The sequence below is a fragment of the Marinoscillum sp. HNIBRBA16962 genome (assembly GCF_057801515.1).
This window is the reverse complement of sequence record NZ_CM173603.1, coordinates 6,185,603-6,205,734: the sequence shown is the minus strand read 5'-3', so window position 1 is coordinate 6,205,734 and position 20,132 is coordinate 6,185,603. Positions and strand designations below refer to the sequence as shown.

At 45.8% G+C, this 20,132-nt stretch carries 14 protein-coding genes; 13 read left to right on the top strand and 1 reads right to left on the bottom strand.

The window, feature by feature from the left end; translation table 11 throughout:
- The first annotated feature begins 32 nt into the window (after positions 1–32).
- From AC3E9V_RS25915 to AC3E9V_RS25890, 6 genes are all read left to right on the top strand, one after another.
- The gene (locus AC3E9V_RS25915; protein WP_488751083.1) at positions 33–4,943 is read left to right on the top strand and encodes a hypothetical protein; all 4,911 of its coding nucleotides are present in this window, start codon (positions 33–35) and stop codon (positions 4,941–4,943) included.
- A gap of 163 nt (positions 4,944–5,106) precedes the next feature.
- Entirely contained in the window at positions 5,107–6,474 is a 1,368-nt protein-coding gene (locus tag AC3E9V_RS25910; protein WP_488751082.1) for a dipeptidase, read from the top strand.
- 39 nt (positions 6,475–6,513) lie between these two features.
- Positions 6,514–8,520 carry a protein-disulfide reductase DsbD family protein gene (locus AC3E9V_RS25905; RefSeq protein WP_488751081.1) on the top strand — a complete coding sequence of 669 codons (2,007 nt, stop codon included), beginning with the start codon at positions 6,514–6,516 and terminating at the stop codon, positions 8,518–8,520.
- 52 nt (positions 8,521–8,572) lie between these two features.
- Positions 8,573–9,835, top strand: coding sequence for a peptidoglycan DD-metalloendopeptidase family protein (locus AC3E9V_RS25900; RefSeq protein WP_488751080.1), 1,263 nt, complete (start codon positions 8,573–8,575; stop codon positions 9,833–9,835).
- Between the two features lie 102 nt (positions 9,836–9,937).
- Complete coding sequence (locus tag AC3E9V_RS25895) at positions 9,938–10,606, top strand: OmpA family protein (protein ID WP_488751079.1); 669 nt, start codon at positions 9,938–9,940, stop codon at positions 10,604–10,606.
- Positions 10,607–10,618: 12 nt separating this feature from the next.
- Positions 10,619–12,676, top strand: coding sequence for an OmpA family protein (locus tag AC3E9V_RS25890; RefSeq protein ID WP_488751078.1), 2,058 nt, complete (start codon positions 10,619–10,621; stop codon positions 12,674–12,676).
- Here AC3E9V_RS25890 and AC3E9V_RS25885 read toward each other — a convergent pair.
- Positions 12,666–13,463 (bottom strand): hypothetical protein, encoded by a 798-nt coding sequence (locus tag AC3E9V_RS25885; RefSeq protein WP_488751077.1) that lies wholly within the window; start codon positions 13,461–13,463, stop codon positions 12,666–12,668. The genes AC3E9V_RS25890 and AC3E9V_RS25885 overlap by 11 nt on opposite strands.
- Positions 13,464–13,586: 123 nt before the next feature.
- On the opposite strand from AC3E9V_RS25885, the gene AC3E9V_RS25880 reads away from it, so the two are divergent.
- The 7 genes from AC3E9V_RS25880 (at position 13,587) to AC3E9V_RS25850 (ending at position 20,127) form a co-directional block, all read left to right on the top strand.
- Entirely contained in the window at positions 13,587–14,990 is a 1,404-nt protein-coding gene (locus tag AC3E9V_RS25880) for an aldehyde dehydrogenase family protein (protein WP_488751076.1), read from the top strand.
- A gap of 393 nt (positions 14,991–15,383) precedes the next feature.
- Entirely contained in the window at positions 15,384–16,067 is a 684-nt protein-coding gene (locus tag AC3E9V_RS25875) for a LuxR C-terminal-related transcriptional regulator (protein WP_488751075.1), read from the top strand.
- Positions 16,068–16,151: 84 nt separating this feature from the next.
- Complete coding sequence (locus AC3E9V_RS25870) at positions 16,152–16,730, top strand: Pvc16 family protein (RefSeq protein WP_488751074.1); 579 nt, start codon at positions 16,152–16,154, stop codon at positions 16,728–16,730.
- Between the two features lie 2 nt (positions 16,731–16,732).
- Positions 16,733–17,566 carry a hypothetical protein gene (locus AC3E9V_RS25865; RefSeq protein WP_488751073.1) on the top strand — a complete coding sequence of 278 codons (834 nt, stop codon included), beginning with the start codon at positions 16,733–16,735 and terminating at the stop codon, positions 17,564–17,566.
- A 20-nt stretch (positions 17,567–17,586) separates the two neighbouring features.
- Positions 17,587–19,191: a phage tail sheath family protein gene (locus tag AC3E9V_RS25860; protein ID WP_488751072.1), complete on the top strand. Its 1,605-nt coding sequence runs from the start codon at positions 17,587–17,589 to the stop codon at positions 19,189–19,191.
- A 47-nt stretch (positions 19,192–19,238) separates the two neighbouring features.
- The gene (locus AC3E9V_RS25855; protein WP_488751071.1) at positions 19,239–19,667 is read left to right on the top strand and encodes a phage tail protein; all 429 of its coding nucleotides are present in this window, start codon (positions 19,239–19,241) and stop codon (positions 19,665–19,667) included.
- A 13-nt stretch (positions 19,668–19,680) separates the two neighbouring features.
- Positions 19,681–20,127, top strand: coding sequence for a phage tail protein (locus AC3E9V_RS25850; protein WP_488751070.1), 447 nt, complete (start codon positions 19,681–19,683; stop codon positions 20,125–20,127).
- Positions 20,128–20,132: the final 5 nt, after the last annotated feature.

Genomic DNA, 20,132 nt, shown 5'->3' with positions numbered 1-20,132 from the left:
AGCAGCTATGCTCAGTGCAAACAGGGATGAGTATGAAAAAAATCTGTGTCATAGTACTATTTACAATGCTGGCTTCCGGCCTGCAGGCACAGACCTATTTTTCTGAGGATAGCCTTCACGTTTTTAGAAGACAGGTGATTTCAGGTCTCCGGTCCATGGGTACCGAACCGGCCAATAAGGTAGCTTTTGATTTTCAGAATGCCTGGGACGGAAAGTTCACTACTGCCCAGCAGGAAGAAATCCATAGCATCGCCCTTCAAATGCAAAAGAAGTATTCCTGGCGCCCTTACCTTTGGTATTACTTTAGCTACCTGGCGTTTATGACTGAGCAGGCTCACCTTAACGTAGATCAGGTCTCAGAAGTACTGGCTATCAATCAAAAAATGGTCAAAAGCCTGAATGGTGAAGAATACCGCAATTATCTTTTGGGGCTCAACACCTTTATGGCAAGAAGAATTCTCGGAAGAACCAAAAGTGTACTTACGCTTACTGATGGGGGCTCTTTTAGCTTCAGGCTTTTTGATGAGGTAATAAGCGAAGATCCGGAACCGATTACTGAGCAGGTGGTGGAAGAACCCCCGGACCCGGAGCCAGAGACCCAGTCAGCAACAGATCAAACTACAGAAGACTGGAGTGACCAGACCGCCACTGAGGACTGGGGAACCCAGGCAGATGACTCTGACTGGAGTGATGACAGCTGGGGAGATGATTCAGGATGGGACGACTCTGGAGACTGGTCTACAGATGACAGCTGGGATACCGGTGGAGATGACTGGGAAACCACAGACAGCTGGGATACCAGTGAACCTGTGGAAGAAGAAACACCCCAACGCCAAATCGTGGAAACCATTGCTCAGGATTATGTCCAGGCAAAAAAATCCTTGTATGTGCATCCGGATATTGAAGGGCCGGGCATTGAGCTGGAAAACAACAGCTTATTGATCTCCACCCCCTATGATTCCTTCAATATTAAGGAAACCGATGGGGTATTCTTACTTAAAAGCAGGGTCTATGCCGGGAAAAACGCCGTGATCAACTGGCCGAAAGCCAATAAAAACGTGAGTGGTGCAGTAGTAAATCTGGGTGAGTGGATGCTGCGACCCGACCGGTCAGATTTTTGGACCCCCAATGCCACTCTGACCTTCGAAAACCTGATTAACAAGCCTGTAGAAGGTGTTTTTGAATTCAAAAGCATTAGGCGAAGACCCGGAACTCTCAGTCAGTTTCCGATCTTCACTTCAAACAAAGCCGATATCAAAGTGAAACTACCTGGCGACCGAGTAACCTATACTGGCGGTATCCGCATCAGTGGGAATGAGTTTGCCGGAACGGCAGTCTCCAGGAAAAACGGCATACTACGGATCCTTGATGGTAAAGGGAACACGGTCGTTTTCAAAGGTGAAAGGTTTTTATTCAATGCCGATAGCACCATCTCTTCAGCAAAGGCCTCCTTTAGCGTTAAGCATGGAAAGGATTCAATTTACCACCCCTCTGTAGAGATGAAGTATGACTCCAAAAAAGAAAAACTCGTAGTGCTTCGTACGAAGGAGTACAATATCACACCGTTTTTCAGCACCTATTTTGAGATGAATATCAACGCTGATATCATCAACTGGGACATGAAATCGGACTCCGTAAACTTTTCCATCTTGAATGGGAAAGACCTTGTTCCCGTGACCCTGGAGTCCAAAGATTTTTTCACAGATGTGCGATTCAGTAAACTTGCTGCCGGATTCAGATTTCACCCTGTGATCACCAGTGTTTACTATGCCAATAAGTACGGGATCAGGGAGTTTACAGACCTGGAGCTGGCTACCGAATTTAAAATTACCGAAAAAGAAGCCAAAGGAGCAATGCGTGTTCTGGAGCAGTATGGGTTTGCAACTTATGATCCCTCTACTGGTAAAGTAAAGCTAAAGGATAAAGCGTTTTTGTACCATCAGGCATCTGCTCAAAAGATTGATTATGACAATATCCTTATTCCCTCACATGAGCCATCTGAGCCTAACGTAACCTGGCGACCGGATTCTGCAGACCTGAAGGTGCGTGGAGTGAACCGGTTCTACCTCACATCCGATTATAAAGCCTTTGTGGAACCGGTCGCAGGTGAGGTAAAAGTAAAAGAGGGCCGAAATATAGTCTTTAATGGCATGCTGAGCGCTGGGGATTTTCAATACAAAGGCAAAAATTTTGAATTTAATTATGATGGATTTTACGTGGATCTAAATCACATAGACTCTATCCGAATTAACATAGAGGTGGTGGATACCACCGCTGGTCCGGAGCGTGCCACTAAGAAAGCTTTAAGCAATCACCTGAACCGGACATCAGGGACGGTTTACCTGAATTTTCCCGATAACAAATCAGGTGTAAAGGAGGCTCATGCTTATCCGTATCTGGTATCAGAATCAGAAGCTACCGTATACTTTGATGGTCATGAAATTCTGAATGGTGCGTATGACAAATCCGTTCGCTTTATCATTCCACCTTTTGAGGCCGATAGCGCTGCAAATAGAGATGTGGTATCATATGAAGGTACGTTTAACTCAGGAGGTATTTTTCCAAACTTTGCGGAAACACTCCATCTGATGCCCGATCAGTCGCTTGGGTTTGAGCACCAGATCCCGCCAGAAGGATACAATCTTTATGGTACATCAGCTAAAACCTATGAACGGATCAGGCTGGATAATAATGGTATTAGGGGAGGAGGAAAGATCGACTTTATTACTTCCACCATCTATTCCAAAGACTTTGTGTACTTTCCGGATTCTGTGATTGCCGTGGGGCTCAGAGGGGAGGTTCGCTCCGGGGAGGCCAATGGGACCAGTTATCCTAAGGTGGTGATAGGACCCTATCGCATGCACTGGGAACCCAGGATAGACAGTATGCATCTGGAAAACCTCAGAGAACCTTTTGATTTTTACAATGGCACGGCCACCCTGGACGGCGCAATCAATATTACTGCGCGTGGGGTCTATGGGCTTGGTGAGCTGGAAACGTTGGGTTCCCGACTCACATCCAATGATATAGCTTTTACGGAAACTACTTACAGCGCCCGTCATGCAGATTTTGAAGTGCTGACGGATAATCCCAATAAGCCTGCGATGAAAGGAGGTGACATCCGGATCAACTTTGATCTGACAGAAAGGGTAGCAGATCTGAGCCCGGAGAAGCGAGGTGAAGCAGCCATTTCTTTCCCGTATGCACAGATGAACACTTCCATCACCAACGCAGTCTGGGACCTGGATAAATCACTGGTAACGATGACCAAGCCGGATCATGTGCCCATTGAGAATTCGTATTTCTACACGACCCGTGAGGAGCTGGACTCTCTGGCATTTAATGCAGAGCAGGCGGTTTACGACATGAAAACCAAAGAACTCAACATCACGGGAATACCTTATATCACCGTAGCTGATGCTAAAGTGATCCCTGAAGGTAACGAAACAACTATTTTGGAGAATGCAGAACTCCAGACTTTTATGAATGCGGAGGTGATTATCGACACGCTAAATGAGTACCACAGGCTTTACAATGGAGAAATAAAAATCCACTCCAGAAATGAGTTTTCCGGCTCGGCGATTTATCAGCTATCAGCAGGCGGCAAAAACTATGATATTAAGTTTCATGAATTCGAACTCAAAGAGGTGAAACTCCCCGATGCTACTAAAAGGAGAATGACCGTATCCGGGGGCACTGTGCTTCCGGAATCTGATCTGGTTATAGCTCCGGGCTTTTATTATAAAGGAGATGTAGAAATGTTTGCTTACAAGAAAGCACTGGAGCTGACAGGCTATGTGCAGCCTATCATGAGCGACCCGTCTTATAATTACTGGATCAAGTTTGAGCGTAGGGATGAAAACACCCAGATAGAGATCGATGTAGAAGATGCCTATTTTGAGGACGATGAACCTATGATCTCCGGGCTGCATTATAACCTTCGAGGCGAACTATATGCCTCTTTTGCAGAGAAACGTGACGGCCCGGACGATGTGGACTTTTTTATTCCGAAAGGTCACCTGACTTATGATTCAACTGCCGGCTCATTTAAAATTGAAGCACCGGCCAAAACAAGCGGTGAAAGCTATGCCGGTTATACGATGATCTACAATGACAAAACAAAAGATGTCATTTTTGAAGGTCCGGTTGACTTTTTTGGTCCCTCAACTAAAGATGTCACTTTAAATGCTTCTGTGCTGGGAGTTGGGAATGATTCTACCAAGTCATACTCCATGGATGCATTTTTAGAAGTTGACTTCAAGAATGCTGATGACTTTATGGAGCCAATGGCCGAAGATCTGCTGGACATCATCGAGCGCTTTGGGTCGCCGGTAGCTAATGATATTTCCATAGAGCTGATGTATAAACTGGCTAATCTCACCTCAGATGCAGTAGCCAGAACCTATGAAACCTCCAGCCTTAAGGATTACAATCCGATGTATACCTTTTCTGAAACATTTTTAAAACCGCTGATCATTTCCGGGGTGAAAATGAAATGGTCTTCTGAGCATAAAGCCTGGTATAACACTACAAAGCTCGGCATTTCTAATATTTTCAAATACGATATCAATGCCAAGCTGGATGGCTTTCTGGAATTGAAAAAAGACGAAGTGGGCAATGATATCATGAACTTGTTTATCCAGGCCGCACCAGGCACCTGGTACTACATCAGCTATGCCAATAACACCCTGCTCACCTACTCGTCTAACAGTTTCTACAATGATGCCGTAGATGCAAACTCCAATTACGGGAAAGCCCGACCGGGCGACCTGGTACTGGTTAAAGGAGACGATGCTGAGACCCTCACGTTCATCAATAACTTCCGGGAGAAATACTTTGGGATCACTACACCTTATGATCTGGTCTCACCTAATGATGTCAATCTGGAGGATGAGAGCTTTGACACCATCGAGGAGGAAGAGGATGATGGATTTGGGTTTTAGTGCCTGATGGCACAAATAATCATCAAGAACAGCAATCTGCCAATCAACCATTTAATTGATATTCTAGTGTCTGTGTTTTTGCAGCTTATCACCAAAATCCTCCGCAAGTCTGAAATATCCCTTTTTTGGTGGCACAAATAAAAAATAAGCACAAATTTGCGCCATGGATGCAATTAAACACTTTGAAACCCACAAAGAACAATACCTGGAGGAACTGCTGGAGCTACTCCGCATTCCTTCCGTAAGTGCAGACTCAAGGCATAAAGAGGATGTAAGAAAAGCTGCAGAGTTTGTAAAAGATAAATTACTAGCCGCCGGCGCTGATCAGGCGGAGCTGGTTGAGACAGACGGTCACCCAATCGTCTATGGTGAAAAGATCATTGACCCTAAACTGCCAACGGTTCTGGTATACGGTCATTATGATGTTCAGCCCCCAGACCCCCTTGAGCTATGGGACTCCCCTCCCTTTGAGCCGGTCATAAAAAATGAAAGGATCTATGCCCGTGGCGCCTGTGATGACAAAGGGCAAATGTACATGCACATCAAAGCATTTGAATCTTTGGTAAAAACGGACTCGCTGACCTGCAATGCGAAATTTATGATTGAAGGTGAGGAGGAAGTAGGTTCGGATGCGTTGGTGGAGTTTGTGAAAAATAATCATGAAAAACTTTCAGCGGATGTTATCCTGATTTCAGATACAGCGATCATCAGCAATGACAGTCCATCCATTACCGTAGGGTTGAGAGGGCTAAGTTATTTGGAAGTGGAGGTTATCGGGCCCAACAAAGACCTGCACTCAGGAGCCTACGGGGGAGCGGTGGCCAACCCCATCAACATTTTGTGTGAGATGATCACCAGTCTGCAGGATGAGGATGGACGGATCACCATTCCGGGCTTTTATGACAAAGTGGAAGAGCTTTCTGAAGAAGAGAGAGCGGAATTAGGCAAAGCGCCTTTTAATCTGGATAATTTTAAAAAGGAACTTGACGTTGAAGATGTAAAAGGGGAAAAAGGCTTTACCACCCGCGAGCGGATCGGTATCCGACCTACCCTGGATGTGAATGGTATTTGGGGTGGGTATATTGGCGAAGGAGCAAAAACGGTCCTTCCGTCTAAAGCTCATGCCAAAATTTCCATGCGTTTGGTACCTCACCAAAATAGTCACGAGATCACCGAGCTGTTCAAAAAACATTTTGAATCCATTGCGCCAAAATCGGTAAAGGTGAAGGTAACCCCTCATCACGGTGGGGAGGCGGCTGTTATCTCAACGGACTCTCCGGCTTATCAGGCTGCCAGCCGGGCTTTCGAGGAGGCCTGGGGCAAAACACCCATTCCCCAACGCGAAGGTGGGAGTATTCCGATCGTGGCCTTGTTCCAGAAGGAACTGAAGCTGGACCCGATCCTCATGGGCTTTGGGCTGGACTCGGATGCGATCCATTCACCCAACGAAAGCTACGGTTTATTCAACTTTTACAAAGGAATAGAAACGATTTCCCATTTTTATCGGTTTTTCTCGGAGTTGGAACGTTAAATCGGGATGACCAAAAACTCAAACTAAAGAATCTATCTCATGAGAAAAGCATTTTTGTTCATTGCCTTGCTCAGTTCGATTGCCTCACTTTCCCAGGTACTGGAACCTGCTGAATGGGAGGTAAGTTTATCAGAAAAGAAACCCGAGGCTGGCCAGGAAATAGAAGTCATTTTTGATGTGACGATCGATCCGAGTTGGTATCTCTACTCCTCGGATTTTGACCCGAATGTAGGGCCGATGGTTACCGAATTTACCTTTGAGGAAGATCCGAGCTACGAGTTGGTCGGGGAAGTCAAACCGATAAACCCCAAGCGGAAATATGATTCACTATGGGAAGGAGAAGTAAGCTATTTCCGCGGCACGGGTCAGTTTATCCAAAAGGTAAAAATCCTTGATCCCCAGTACCAGATCGCTGGTTTCTACAGCTACCAGGTATGCACGGATGTAGATGGCAAATGCATCCCTTTTGAGGAGGACTTTAAGCTGGGAGGCGGTACCAAAAAGAGTAAAAAAAAAGAAAATAATGCAGTAAATGATGCAGCCCCGGTAGTAACCGATAATGGGGGCTTCTTAAAGCAGCGATCCTCTACAGACCCCTATTCACTTTGGTCTTTTATGGTCGTGGCTTTTTTGGCAGGACTGGCTGCTTTGCTGACACCCTGTGTTTTCCCTATGATCCCCATGACCGTTACTTTTTTTACCGGGAAGGATCACCACAAAAAAGGAAGGATTGTCAACAGTCTTTTTTATGGTATTTCCATCATGGCCATTTACTCGGTGATCGGTGCGGTTTTGGCGCCGTTTATGGGACCTGAGACAGCCAATGACCTGGCGACCGGATGGATACCCAATACCATTTTCTTTGTGGTGTTTGTGTTGTTTGCACTATCATTCTTTGGTCTTTTTGAGATCACAGTGCCTCATAAATGGGTGAACAAAGCCGATGCAATGGGTGATAAAGGCGGGCTGATCGGCGTGTTTTTCATGGCACTCACACTGGTTCTGGTTTCATTTTCATGTACAGGGCCCATCGTGGGAAGTATTTTGGTGGAGTCTGCGGGCGGACTTTCACTAAAACCTGTATTGGGAATGCTGGCTTTCTCTGCTGCATTTGCCATTCCATTTACTTTGTTTGCCCTGTTCCCAGGCTGGCTTAACTCATTGCCAAAGTCAGGCGGCTGGCTCAACTCCGTGAAAGTGGTACTGGGTTTTATCGAGCTGGCACTGGCATTTAAGTTTTTGAGCATTGCAGATCAGGCGTATCACTGGAGTATTTTAGACCGGGAGGTGTACCTGGCCATCTGGATTGTAATCTTTACGCTTTTGGGTTTTTACCTGCTGGGCAAAATCAAGCTGCCGGGCGATGGTGATAGCAACAGCGTTTCAGTGGCAAGACTTATTTTATCTATGCTTACCTTCACTTTCGTGGTTTATCTGATCCCTGGCATGTTTGGTGCGCCGCTGAAAGCTCTTTCCGGATATTTGCCTCCTATGTCTACGCATGACTTTAGCCTGGTGGATATTGTCAGAGATCATGCCGGATCCGAAACCGTCACAAAAAATGAACTATGCGATGATCCGCTTTATGACGACTTCCTGGAGTGGCCGCATGGCTTACAGGGATATTTCGACTATGAGCAGGCCCTGGCATGTGCCAAAGCAGTGAATAAACCCATTTTTATCGATTTTACAGGGCATGGCTGTGTAAACTGCCGGGAGATGGAGCAGCGTGTATGGTCAGAACCCGAAGTGCTGAAGCGTCTGGGGAATGATTTCGTTTTACTAGCGCTCTATGTAGATGATAAAACCACCCTACCAGAGGATAAGTGGTATACCTCTTCTTATGACGGAAAAGTGAAGAAAACAATCGGTAAGCAGAATGCTGATTTTCAAATCACGCAATTCAATAACAATGCTCAGCCTTTTTACGTAATTTTATCGCCAAATGGAGAGCTTTTGGTAAAACCGCGTGCATATGATCTAAATGTTGATAAATTTGTAACGTTTTTGGATGAAGGTCTGAAAGCTTTTAAGAAAGGATCATAGGAAACAAGGGAATTAAGAAATGTGGAAAACGGGTAGCTTTTTTCTAGTCTTTTTGGCTGTCATAGCCACGGTCTATTATTTTTCAGAAACGAAACAAGAAAGGTCGGATGTCACATTTGCCAGCATCGAAACGGCTGACACGGTACGGCTTGTCCCCGAGCAGACCCTGCTTTACGGTATAGCGGTTGATTCCTTTGAGGTTTTTGAAGGCAAGATCAGGTGGAACCAAAACCTTTCGGAGATCCTCTCAAAGTTTAACATCAACAACGAGTCCATATATAAGCTTGCCAATGCCGCTAAAGGCGTATTTGATGTCAGAAAGTTAAAGGCTGGCTACCCTTTTACAGTCATTCACGAACGGGATTCTAACAAAACTGCGCGTCAGTTCATCTTTGAGCCGGATGGTACTGAGTACATCGTCTTCAATTTGAGCGATTCGATTTTCGTTCAGCGTATGAAGCGCCAGGTGATCAAAGAAGAAAAGGTGATCACGGCCACCATCGAGACTTCTGTCTATGAGGCTATTCTGTCACAAAATGCATCTCCTATGCTTGTCCAGAGGCTGGTGGATGTGTTTGCCTGGCAGGTAGACTTCTTCCGTATCCAAAAAGGAGACGCATTTAAGGTGATCTATGAGCAGGAGCGCGTAGGAGATGAAGTGGTAGGTATCGGCCGGATACTCGGGGCATATTTCAAACACTTTGACAAAGAGTATTATGCTATTTACTACAATCAGGGTGAGAATGCGGATTACTTTGATGAAGAGGGAAACAGCCTGAGAAAGACCTTTCTGAAGGCTCCGTTAAATTATTCCAGAATAAGCTCACGCTATAGCCCGAGGAGATATCATCCTGTATTGAAGCGATACAAGGCGCACCTTGGTACGGATTACGCAGCGCCTACAGGCACCCCAATCCGCACAGTAGGCGATGGAGTGGTTTTGGAGGCGCATTATGAAAAGTACAATGGCAACTTTGTGAAGATCAGGCACAACAGCAATTATACCACACAGTACCTGCACATGTCTAAAATCGCCGGGGGTATTCGTCCCGGTGTGAATGTAAAACAAGGCCAAACCATTGGTTTTGTGGGTAGTACAGGGCTGGCGAACGGACCACATGTGTGTTATCGTTTTTGGAAAAACGGGCGCCAGGTAGATGCCTTAAAAGTTGACCTGCCGCCTTCAGAGCCCATTGACCCTTCGCATCTTTTGGACTTCCTACATGCAAAAAACGTCATGCTTTACCGTCTCAACAACATAGAGGTGAAGGAAGATCATACGGTGCTGGCGCAAATACCACTTAACCAGAAATAGGCATTGTTGCCCAAATGATTTTATAATTTCGATTTATTTCCGTTAATTTGGTCAAAATCCGAAACCTAAAACATGGCCAAAGGGGTTATCTTTTCATTTTTAATGGCATTAGCCTGTTCGGCTTTCAGCCAATCTCAAAGTGAATATGTCCGGTTTTACGGGAAAGTCCTGAGTCAGGGAGATTCTTCAGAAGTTGATGCTTCGATAACTTACGAGAAGTTGCCTTACTATGATGATATGGGGGTAGCGAAAAGTACGTCCGCGGGCGACTTTGAGTTTTACCTGGCCAAAGGGCAAAAGTACATCTTCCGTGTTTCCAAACCCGGCTTTTTGGATTTGGAAACAGAAGTATCGATACAGGATAAGGATGGAGATGGAGAGATGAATCAGTTTCTTTACGTGGAGCCTGACCCTGAGGAGGCAGAACCGGAGCTTATCACATTAAGTAACCTGATCTTTTCCCGGGGTAGCGACCAGATTACTGAAAGCTCCTATCAGGGTCTGGATGAGCTTGTTGAATGGCTGGATGGGCGACCGTCTATGATCATTCAGCTGGAAGGGCACACGGATTTTGCCGGAAATGCAGATGCTAATATGCGTCTTTCACAAGCCAGAGTGGAAGCAGTTAAAGAATATTTAGTCAAAAAGGGGATCAAGAAAAACAGGGTACTGACCAAGGCCTTTGGCGGTACCCAGCCGTTGTTTACTGAACGAACCGATGAAGCCAAAGCCAAAAACCGACGTGTGGAGGTTAGGGTCATCAGTAGATAGATTGTCTGACTTATGAAAAAATCACTTGCCTTAAGTATAGTTGTTGCCTTAATCGCCTTTGAGGCAAAAGCCCAGGAAACAGTAGTTTGGGGTTCGGAAATTGTGGATGTTTCTTCAGAATACTCTCCATTGGAGTATTCGGCCATTCAGGCTTTGCACAAACCCAATGTTTTACCAGGAGGAGGAGATAACCCCAATGCCTGGCGCCCCAAAAGCAATGATAAGGAAGAGTATATCATGGTTTCCTTTGAGAAGCCGATCAAAGCAAAGCAGGTTGCCATTGCTGAATCGGAAAATCCGGGTGCAGTAACGAAAGTATACGCCTATGACTCAGAGTATAATGAGTACACCCTCTTTGAGCTGAAAGCACGAACCATTCCTATTGAGAGCAGGCTGCTCAACTTGTTTTTTGAAACGACACCATACGAAATTCACGCCATCAAAGTCTTTGTAGACGGAGCTGCTGTGTCGGGCTACAATGCCATTGATGCTATTGGTGTTTCAGCTTCTAACATTCCTATCAATGTACTGATCAATCTCGTGGCTGGTATTGCACAAAATAAAACCGCGAGTCGTTTGGGAGCCAATGTAAACAGTCAGTACATCGAGCACAGCCCTATCATTTCACCTGATGGGAAACATTTGTATTTCAGTCGTAGATATCATCCTGATAATGTAGGCGGGGTAGACGATGTGGAAGATATCTGGGTCTCTGACCTGGATCCGGAGACCGGGGAGTGGTTACCGGCCCGAAATGTAGGACCTCCGCTAAATACCGAGGGCCCCAACTTTATCAGCTCCATCACCCTGGTAGATGGAGAAGAGGTGATGATCCTGGGAAACCGGTATGGTAAAAAAGGAAGGATGTATTCCGGTGTTTCCGTATCCAGAAGAAAAAAAGGAGGCGACTTTGAGCAACCCGAGGCTGTAGAGATCGAAAATGACTATAACTATTCACCAAAGGTAGACTACTTCCTGGCGCCCACAGGAACCATGATGATCATCTCTGCGGAGCGTGATGACTCGTATGGGGGCAGAGACCTTTATGTTTCTTTCAGGAGAGGCGGTGGCTGGACCGAACCCAAAAATCTGGGAAACGACGTAAATACAGCCAGTGATGATTATTCGCCATTCCTGGGTCAGGATAGTAAAACGCTTTATTATTCCACCAGTGGCTATAGCGGTTATGGCGGAGCAGATATTTATGTGGCTATCCGCCTGGATGACTCCTGGGAGCGATGGTCCATCCCGGAAAACCTGGGCGCAAGCCTCAACTCAGAAAATGATGATCAGTACTTCAGCATTCCGTCTACGGGAAAGCACATCTACTTTTCCAGGGGAACGGTGGATGAGGATACGGATATCTACAGCTTTAAAGCCGATGACATCTTTGTGGATAAAGAGAGCAAACTAATGGCTTCTGTTGCTCATCTGGTAGAAGAAGCGGAGTATTTCGTTACCATTAAGGGGCAGGTTACTGATGAAAAAACAACAAACCCGATTGGTGGGGCAACGGTAATGATCGAGCGGCTGCCTGACGGAATAGATGTGGGCAGTGTAGTAGCAGATGAAAATGGAAATTATGAAGTGACCGTACGGGCTGGTGCACGTTATGGCTTGCTGGCCAAAGATGAAGGCTTCCTTTCTACCGGAGAAAACTTTGACTTCAATGAGGTGACCAGTAATGATACCATCGATGTGGGGCTTAAGCTATCTAAAATTGAAAAAGGAGCCTCCATCGTGATCAACAACATCTTTTTTGACTTTAACGAGGCTGTTCTTAAAACCTCCTCTTATCCCGAGCTCAATCGGATACTGGAATTTTTGACGAAGGGAGAGATCCAAAAGATCCGGATAGACGGACATACGGACTCAGTGGGTGATGAAGCCTACAACCAAAAGCTCTCGGAACGACGAGCACAGGCAGTGGTGGATTTTTTCCGTACCAACGGCATTTCTTTCGAACGCATGGAAGCTATTGGTTTTGGTGAATCTCAACCAAAAGTACCCAACGACACCAAAGAGAATCAAGCGAAAAACAGAAGGGTGGAATTTAAGATTATCGAGTAGTTACCAGCCGGGGGTTGTTAAATAGCTTGCGAATTTCCCGTATCCTTTCGCTCGGATACAGCATATAGGCCTTTTCAATGAAGGCAGAAGCCTCACGCTTATTTCCCGCATTGAAATCTCGCACTGCCAGGTTAAAGTACTGGAGTCCTGCGAGTTGATTGAGCCCTATTACATTGTTTATGTGGGTGGAAAGGGTATTGGTTTTACTACCTACCGGCTCAATAGCGTCTGTTCGGGGGTCCCCTCCCGTACCATACACGGCGATACGTCTCCGGATTTCTGCCGGGCCTCTGACCACCCCGTTAAACGGGTCGGTGGATTCCAGCAGTACATCCCCATTTTCTGTGTGTACAATTAGAAAGGCATGGTAATCAAACTCATGAATCGTATAGTCCATGTCCAGCTTGTTTAGCGCAACAGCTAAAAGAGCAGTGCCACTAACACAGTCATAGGATCCACTGGTAAAGACCTCACCAAATGAGGCATAATTTTCATATCGTTTCAGCAGCTTGCGATGCAGCAGGTAAAACAGCTTTTCCGAGATAATGTCCGAAGACCATTTCTCAGATTTATTGACCTTTTCTACAAGGTCTGTCAATTCCAGTTTATACTCGTTATATTTATTAAGGTCTACACCCGGAGCTGTGGCAAACAGGATTTTGTCAAGCTCAAAGGATGAAAAAGAAGATTGCTCGAATTCAGAATGAAACAGACTACCCTCATTCTGGCTAAATGAGGGGTATAGAGCCAGCAAAAGAGAAAGCAATATGGCCGCAGTTTTTTTCATTCCGTTTAAAATGAGTGAGATACACTTGTGGTCCGCTTGTTAGATTTGCTTTATTCCAATGTTACGCTAAAGTTAGCAAATGGTTCTAGTGTTAACAAATTATTAATTTGAAGGTTCGATGATATGACAGAGGTAATCGATAAGGCTCAGGTTCATGATGTTTTTCAGCGTCAGAGGAATAAGGTACAGGAATTGAGAAAAGAGCCTGTAAGTGCCAGAAAGAGGAGGTTAAGAACCATTAAGCGATGGATCTTTGACCATCAGCACCAGATCAGGGAGGCTGTTTATGAGGACATGAATAAGCCTGCCCGGGAAGTTGACCTATCTGAAGTATATCCTGTACTCACCGAAATACGTCATGCGATCAGTCATTTGAAGGAATGGACAGACAGGCAGCATTACCCTTCCAGCCTTACTTACATGGGGACCTCTGCCTACGTCCGGCCCGAGCCTAAAGGGGTTTGCCTGATCATCTCTCCCTGGAACTACCCCTTTAACCTTGCTATAGGTCCACTGGTATCTGCCTTAGCGGCAGGAAACACTGTGATCATGAAGCCATCGGAGTTTACCCCAGCCATTAATCAGGTAATCGTCCGCATGATTCGGGAGCTGTTTGAGCCTGAGGTCGTTTCTGTTTTTGAGGGAGAAGCGGATGTGGCTTCCATATTACTGGAGCTTCCTTTTGATCATATCTTTTTTACGGGTAGCCCGGCAGTTGGAAAAATAGTAATGGGGGCGGCTGCTAAAAACTTAACCTCAATTACTCTGGAGCTGGGGGGTAAATCACCAACTATAGTAGATGTAACCGCAAGTATCGGGGATGCCGCAGAGAAGATCGCGTGGGGCAAGTGGCTCAATGCCGGCCAAACCTGTGTAGCCCCGGATTACCTGTACTTGCACGAGTCGAGGCTTGAGCCTTTCCTGGAAGCGCTTGAGAAAAATGCGAATAAGCTTTACGGAAAAGAGGAGCATTATACAAGTATCGTTAACAAGGGCCATTTCGAACGACTAACAGGATACATGGATGATGCGCTTAGTAAAGACGGAGTTTTGGTTTTTGGTGGAAAGGTGGATAATACAAGAAACCGGATGAGCCCGACGGTGATCTTAAACCCTAAGGAGGACATGAAGCTGATGCAGGAGGAGATCTTTGGCCCTATCCTTCCGGTCATTACCTATAAAAATCCGGATGAGGTTATAGATTATATCAATGCCCGGCCTAAACCACTTGCTCTATATCTTTTCTCAGGGAATAAGAGTGTACAAAGGCGGATAACCAGGGAAATATCCGCTGGCACTATGGTGATCAATGATAATGTGCTTCAATTTGCCCATGCAAGCCTGCCTTTTGGTGGTGTGAATAACAGCGGGATTGGTAAATCCCATGGTAAAGCCGGATTTCTGGCTTTTTCTAATGAAAAGTCTGTTCTCAAACAACGCCGAGGACTGACCATGGCAAAGACGGTGTACCCTCCTTATACCAGGTTTAAAGAACGGATGATCCGGTTTATGTTGAAGTATTTTTAGGAATTTAAATCTCCAATCAGGGTTTTGGGCCTTTTTTCACTACCAAAGATAAAATCCCGGACTGGGACTTACGATTATAATCCGTTGTACGGTACCATAAAAAGGCATGTGATCTTCATTTCAAAAGGGTAGGAAGTAAGATTAAGGTTCAAGTTTCCTATTTGTCAGGCATTCCTCCTTGAACTCTGGATAAGACCAGTTATTAGAGTAAGTTTTAAGAGGATACCGGCTTCCATTATTCATGATTAAAAGAAAAAAATACCCGAAAATTAAGGTGACAAATACCCTATTTTAGGGATACCAATTGAGGTATATGTTTTTTAAATTGAATCTTCCAGTTTGTTTATGGCCGCCATTTATCGGGGGGCTGATCATTTAAGAATACTTACCGCTATGAAAACCGCTTTGCTAACAAAATTTTTCGATGACGAAATCTCAAAAGAATTGGACCGTCAGATCAATTGGTCCGTTACAGGCTGTCAATTGGTCTTTTTTCTTTATGACATCCAATTGAGGAAGTTTCTTTACCTAAGTGAACGTGTAAAATCTATTTTGGGATATCCCCACCAGAAATTGCTGGAAATGGGGCAATACTCAAGTCTCATTCACCCTTGTGATCTGGAAATGGTAAAAACCACTTACCAAAAACTTTATCATGATGCTACTTTACAAAAGTACAACCTACAATCCACCGTCTCTGAATTTAGAATGAAAAATATAGAAGAAAAATGGATGTGGCTGGAACTGACCGCAATTATCATTTCCAGATCAAAAAGGTTATTTGGTATCATAAAGGACGTCACCCAGAGAAAGAATCGCGAACAGCTTTATTATTATCAGTTGGCCCATTCAGAGAAGCCGTTGAAACAGCACTCAGAGGTTTCGCGAAGAATCTCAGCACGTGAGCAAGAAGTACTTTATTATATAGCGGATGGTTTTTCCGCCAAAATGATTGCCGACAAACTTCATATCAGCACCCATACCGCCATCAATCATCGCAAAAATCTGATCACCAAGTTTGAGGTGAAGAACACTGCCGAACTGATCAAGAAAGCCTCGCGCTATTTTTGGCTTTGACCACCACCAAAATAGCCATAAATGGGGATTGATTTTGCGTCGATCAATTCAGTTCTTTGATATTCTCCAATAAAATCAGGAACATTGATCGATAAGGCACTCATTTTTGTCAGGAACAGTCTGAATACCTACCTAAAAAACACTACAAATAGTGAGGAGGATAAGGTAGTGCTGTCCAATATTTTGACCCAGGAGGGCAGCGCTGATCACCTGCCCGACAGTACGGTGGTCATCACACTGATCAATGTGGAGGAAGAACGGGTCCATAAAGCGCAGGTCCCTTATGTGAAAGAGAGCAACGGATCATTTCTCAAAGTAAACCCGGAGATCAAACTAAACCTCCACTTGCTTTTCACCACCAACTTCACCAGCAAAAATTACGATCAGTCGCTCAAATTTCTTGGCCATGTGTTCAGGTTCTTCCAGGCCCGCAACACCTTCGATCACCGCAACTCCCCAGCATTGGACGAAGAAATTGAAAAGCTGATTTTCGAGCTGTCAACCCTGCCGTTTGAACAACTCAACCATATCTGGGGATACCTTGGGGCAAAGTACACGCCCTCCGCAATCTATAAAATGAGGATGCTAACGGTGCAACAGCGTCAGGTACTGGAGGAGGTCGAAGCCTCACAAACGATCGGATCGGAAGTTTCAAACAACTAGTTATGAGCGGTTTTAAAAATTTACTCACTATCCGGTTCAGGCACGAATACTTCAATAATGGCCTGTGCAAACAACTTCGGATAGCACCTACTCCGGAGACAAAAAAATCACTGAAGGGTCATCATCATCTCTTCAAGGATTCCGAAACAGGAGGCTCGATCGGATACGAACGCTCAGAGGAGGGCGGCCCCTTTATCAAACTCGCCCCCGGCACGGTACTGGTCTTTCAGCTCTGGTTGATTGACCCTTCGTTTCTCAGCATCACCGGCCTGCCGGAGAAATCTGCTAAAGAAATCTATCAATTCCTGAGTACGGGTGCCTCAAAAACCGGGGAATCAGAGGAAGATCTTCAATATGAGGTCCCGGGAGGCTCCGCCACGGTCATTGCCTCGCAGAATAAGTCAAAGCGGCCATTCGGAATGCTTAAGGTGACCATTGACGAATCGATCCACTATACAAAACCAGTCATCCTCGACCTTTCATTTGTGCCAAGAAAGACTGTCTGGAAATACAAGATCATCCTGACGAAAGACTATACCAACTGTCACTTTCACCTGCAGGATCAGGAGAATTACCAAAGTAACAATACCAATACAAAATATGAGCAGATCAGCTTTGCCGAAACAAGCGAGCAAGACTATTCGAAAGGAGCCGTTGTGATCTTTCAAACCGGGAAGCTGGTCGATGAAGTCTTTGAACCACAAGAGGTGCCTTATTACGAACGACCTAAAAAAGATCTTGAATTGACAATTAACGGACCGGAAAAAGTGAAGATCAATCACTTGCCGGTGCCTTCGCCAAATCATCTGAAATCTGAAGTCTATATCAATGTATAACCCTGTAACCAACAATCCTTATGGCAACATCTTATAAAACACCGGGAGTGTATGTGGAAGAGATCACGACTCTGCCGGCTTCCATTGCCCAGGTAGAAACCGCAATCCCGGCTTTTATCGGGTATACGGAAAAAGCAGAAAAACTGAACGGCGACCCGATCACTGAACCGAAACGGATCAGCTCCCTGCTGGAGTATGAAACGTTTTTCGGCAAGGCGAAAAACGAAACAACCATCGAAGTGACCGTTTCGGAAAAAGATAAGGTCCGGACAGTCAAAGCCAAAGAACCGTCTTCCAAATCCATCTTCCTGATGTACTACAGCATGAAGATGTATTTCAAAAACGGTGGTGGGCCGTGCTACATCATTTCCGTAGGTGATTATACAGCACCTTCCATCGATAAGGAAAAACTGGGAGGCGGTCTGAAAGATCTGGAAAAAGAAGACGAACCAACACTGATCGTATTTCCTGACGCTACCAACCTTGATAGTGTGGATAATTTCAACGGACTTTACGCCGACGCATTAGCCCAGTGCCATAAGCTCAAGGACCGGTTTGTGATCGCCGATATCTACAAAACCGAAAAGCCGATTGAAGACTTCCGGTCCCTCTCCTCCGATTACCTGAAATACGGTGCAGCCTACTATCCGTGGTTGAAAACGACATTGAATTATGCTTTTAAGGAAAGTGAAGTGAACGTTTCCTTAGGAACCGCGGAAGTATTCAAACTCACCACCACAATCCTCAATCAGTTTCATCCGGCAACAGGTTCGGGACCAGTGAAACTGACTCAAACTCAATTTGATAACCTGACCGGCTCCGATATACTTGGCACTGAATACTCCACTCAGGCTGAATTTGAAACCGCCGTGAAATCAAAAGCTTCCACTCTGGGTGATGGATCTCAAAACAACAATGATCGACTGGCAGCTCTTTCCAATGCATCAAAAAGCACTTCATCCAGCCCTAATAAGCTTGATAAGATCAAAGAAGACGACAATGAGCTGTACAACCAGATCAAAGCGGAGCTGAATAAACTCACCCTGACACTACCTCCCTCCAGCACCATCGCCGGAGTATATGCCCGGGTAGACAATGACCGGGGAGTCTGGAAAGCCCCTGCCAATGTGACCATAACCGGCGTGATCGAACCGTCAATCAAGATCACCCACGAGGACCAGATGAACCTCAACGTAGACCCAACCAGTGGTAAATCCATCAATGCCATCCGGAGCTTTACCGGCCGGGGCATCCTCGTATGGGGCGCACGCACCCTTGCCGGAAATGACAATGAATGGCGGTATGTGCCCGTACGCAGGCTATTCAACATGGTGGAAGAATCCGTGAAAAAAGCAACCGAATTTGTGGTATTCGAACCCAATGATGCCAACACCTGGGTGCGCGTAAAAGCCATGATCGAAAACTACCTGACCGGACTCTGGCGGGCGGGCGCCCTGGCAGGCGCCAAACCGGACCAGGCCTTTTTTGTCAACGTGGGACTTGGTGTTACCATGACCGCCCAGGACATCCTGAACGGGATTATGAACATCGAGATCGGGATGGCCGCGGTACGACCGGCAGAATTTATCATCCTGAAATTCTCCCACAAACTGCAGGAAGCCTGATCCCTGATAAATTGAACTGAATCCAAAAACATTAAACCTTATAAGTTATGGCAGAATATCCAATTCCCGTGTTTCACTTCCAGGTAGAATGGGGTGGAGCAAAACTGGAGTTTTCGGAAGTATCCGGGCTCAACACCGAAACCCAAGTCATCGAATACCGGCATGGCGTAGCCCCTGAGCACACCATGAAAATGCCCGGCATCCAGAAAGACAGCAACATCACCCTGAAAAGAGGGGTGTACAAAGGCGATGGCGACTACTACAAATGGTGGGACTCCGTGAGCCTCAATACCATCGAACGCCGCGACCTGATCATCAGCCTCCTGAACGAAAGCCACGAGCCGGTGGTCACCTGGAAGATCAAAAACGCCTGGCCTACAAAAATTGAAAATCCAACGCTGAAGGCCGATGGTAATGAAGTGGCCATCGAGTCGATGGAACTGGTCCATGAAGGACTCACGATGGAACATGCATAAAAATGAATGAAAAATGAGTGTACTTCAACCTGCAGTTGGATTTCATTTCATGGCGGTGTTTGACATTTTTCCTCAAACGCCTAACGACATCATGTTCCAGGAGGTTTCCGGGCTGACCGCTACGGTGGAGACGGAATCATTTGCCGAAGGTGGCGAAAACCGTTACGTACACCAACTCCCTAAAAGCGTTAAATTCGGAGACCTCACCTTCAAGCGCGGCAAGATCATGGGGTCCGGGCTGGTACTCTGGTGCAGGCAGGCTGTCAACGAGTTCATATTCCAGCCAGCTAACGTGACCATCACGCTACTCAATGAATTCCATCTGCCGGTGGCTGCCTGGTATGTCGTGAATGCCTACCCGGTTGAGTGGTCCGTCTCAGGGTTTAATGCCAATGAAAACTCAGTAGTCATGGAAACCATCAAGCTGAAGTACAACTATTTCCACGCCCTGTCAATCTAATGTGC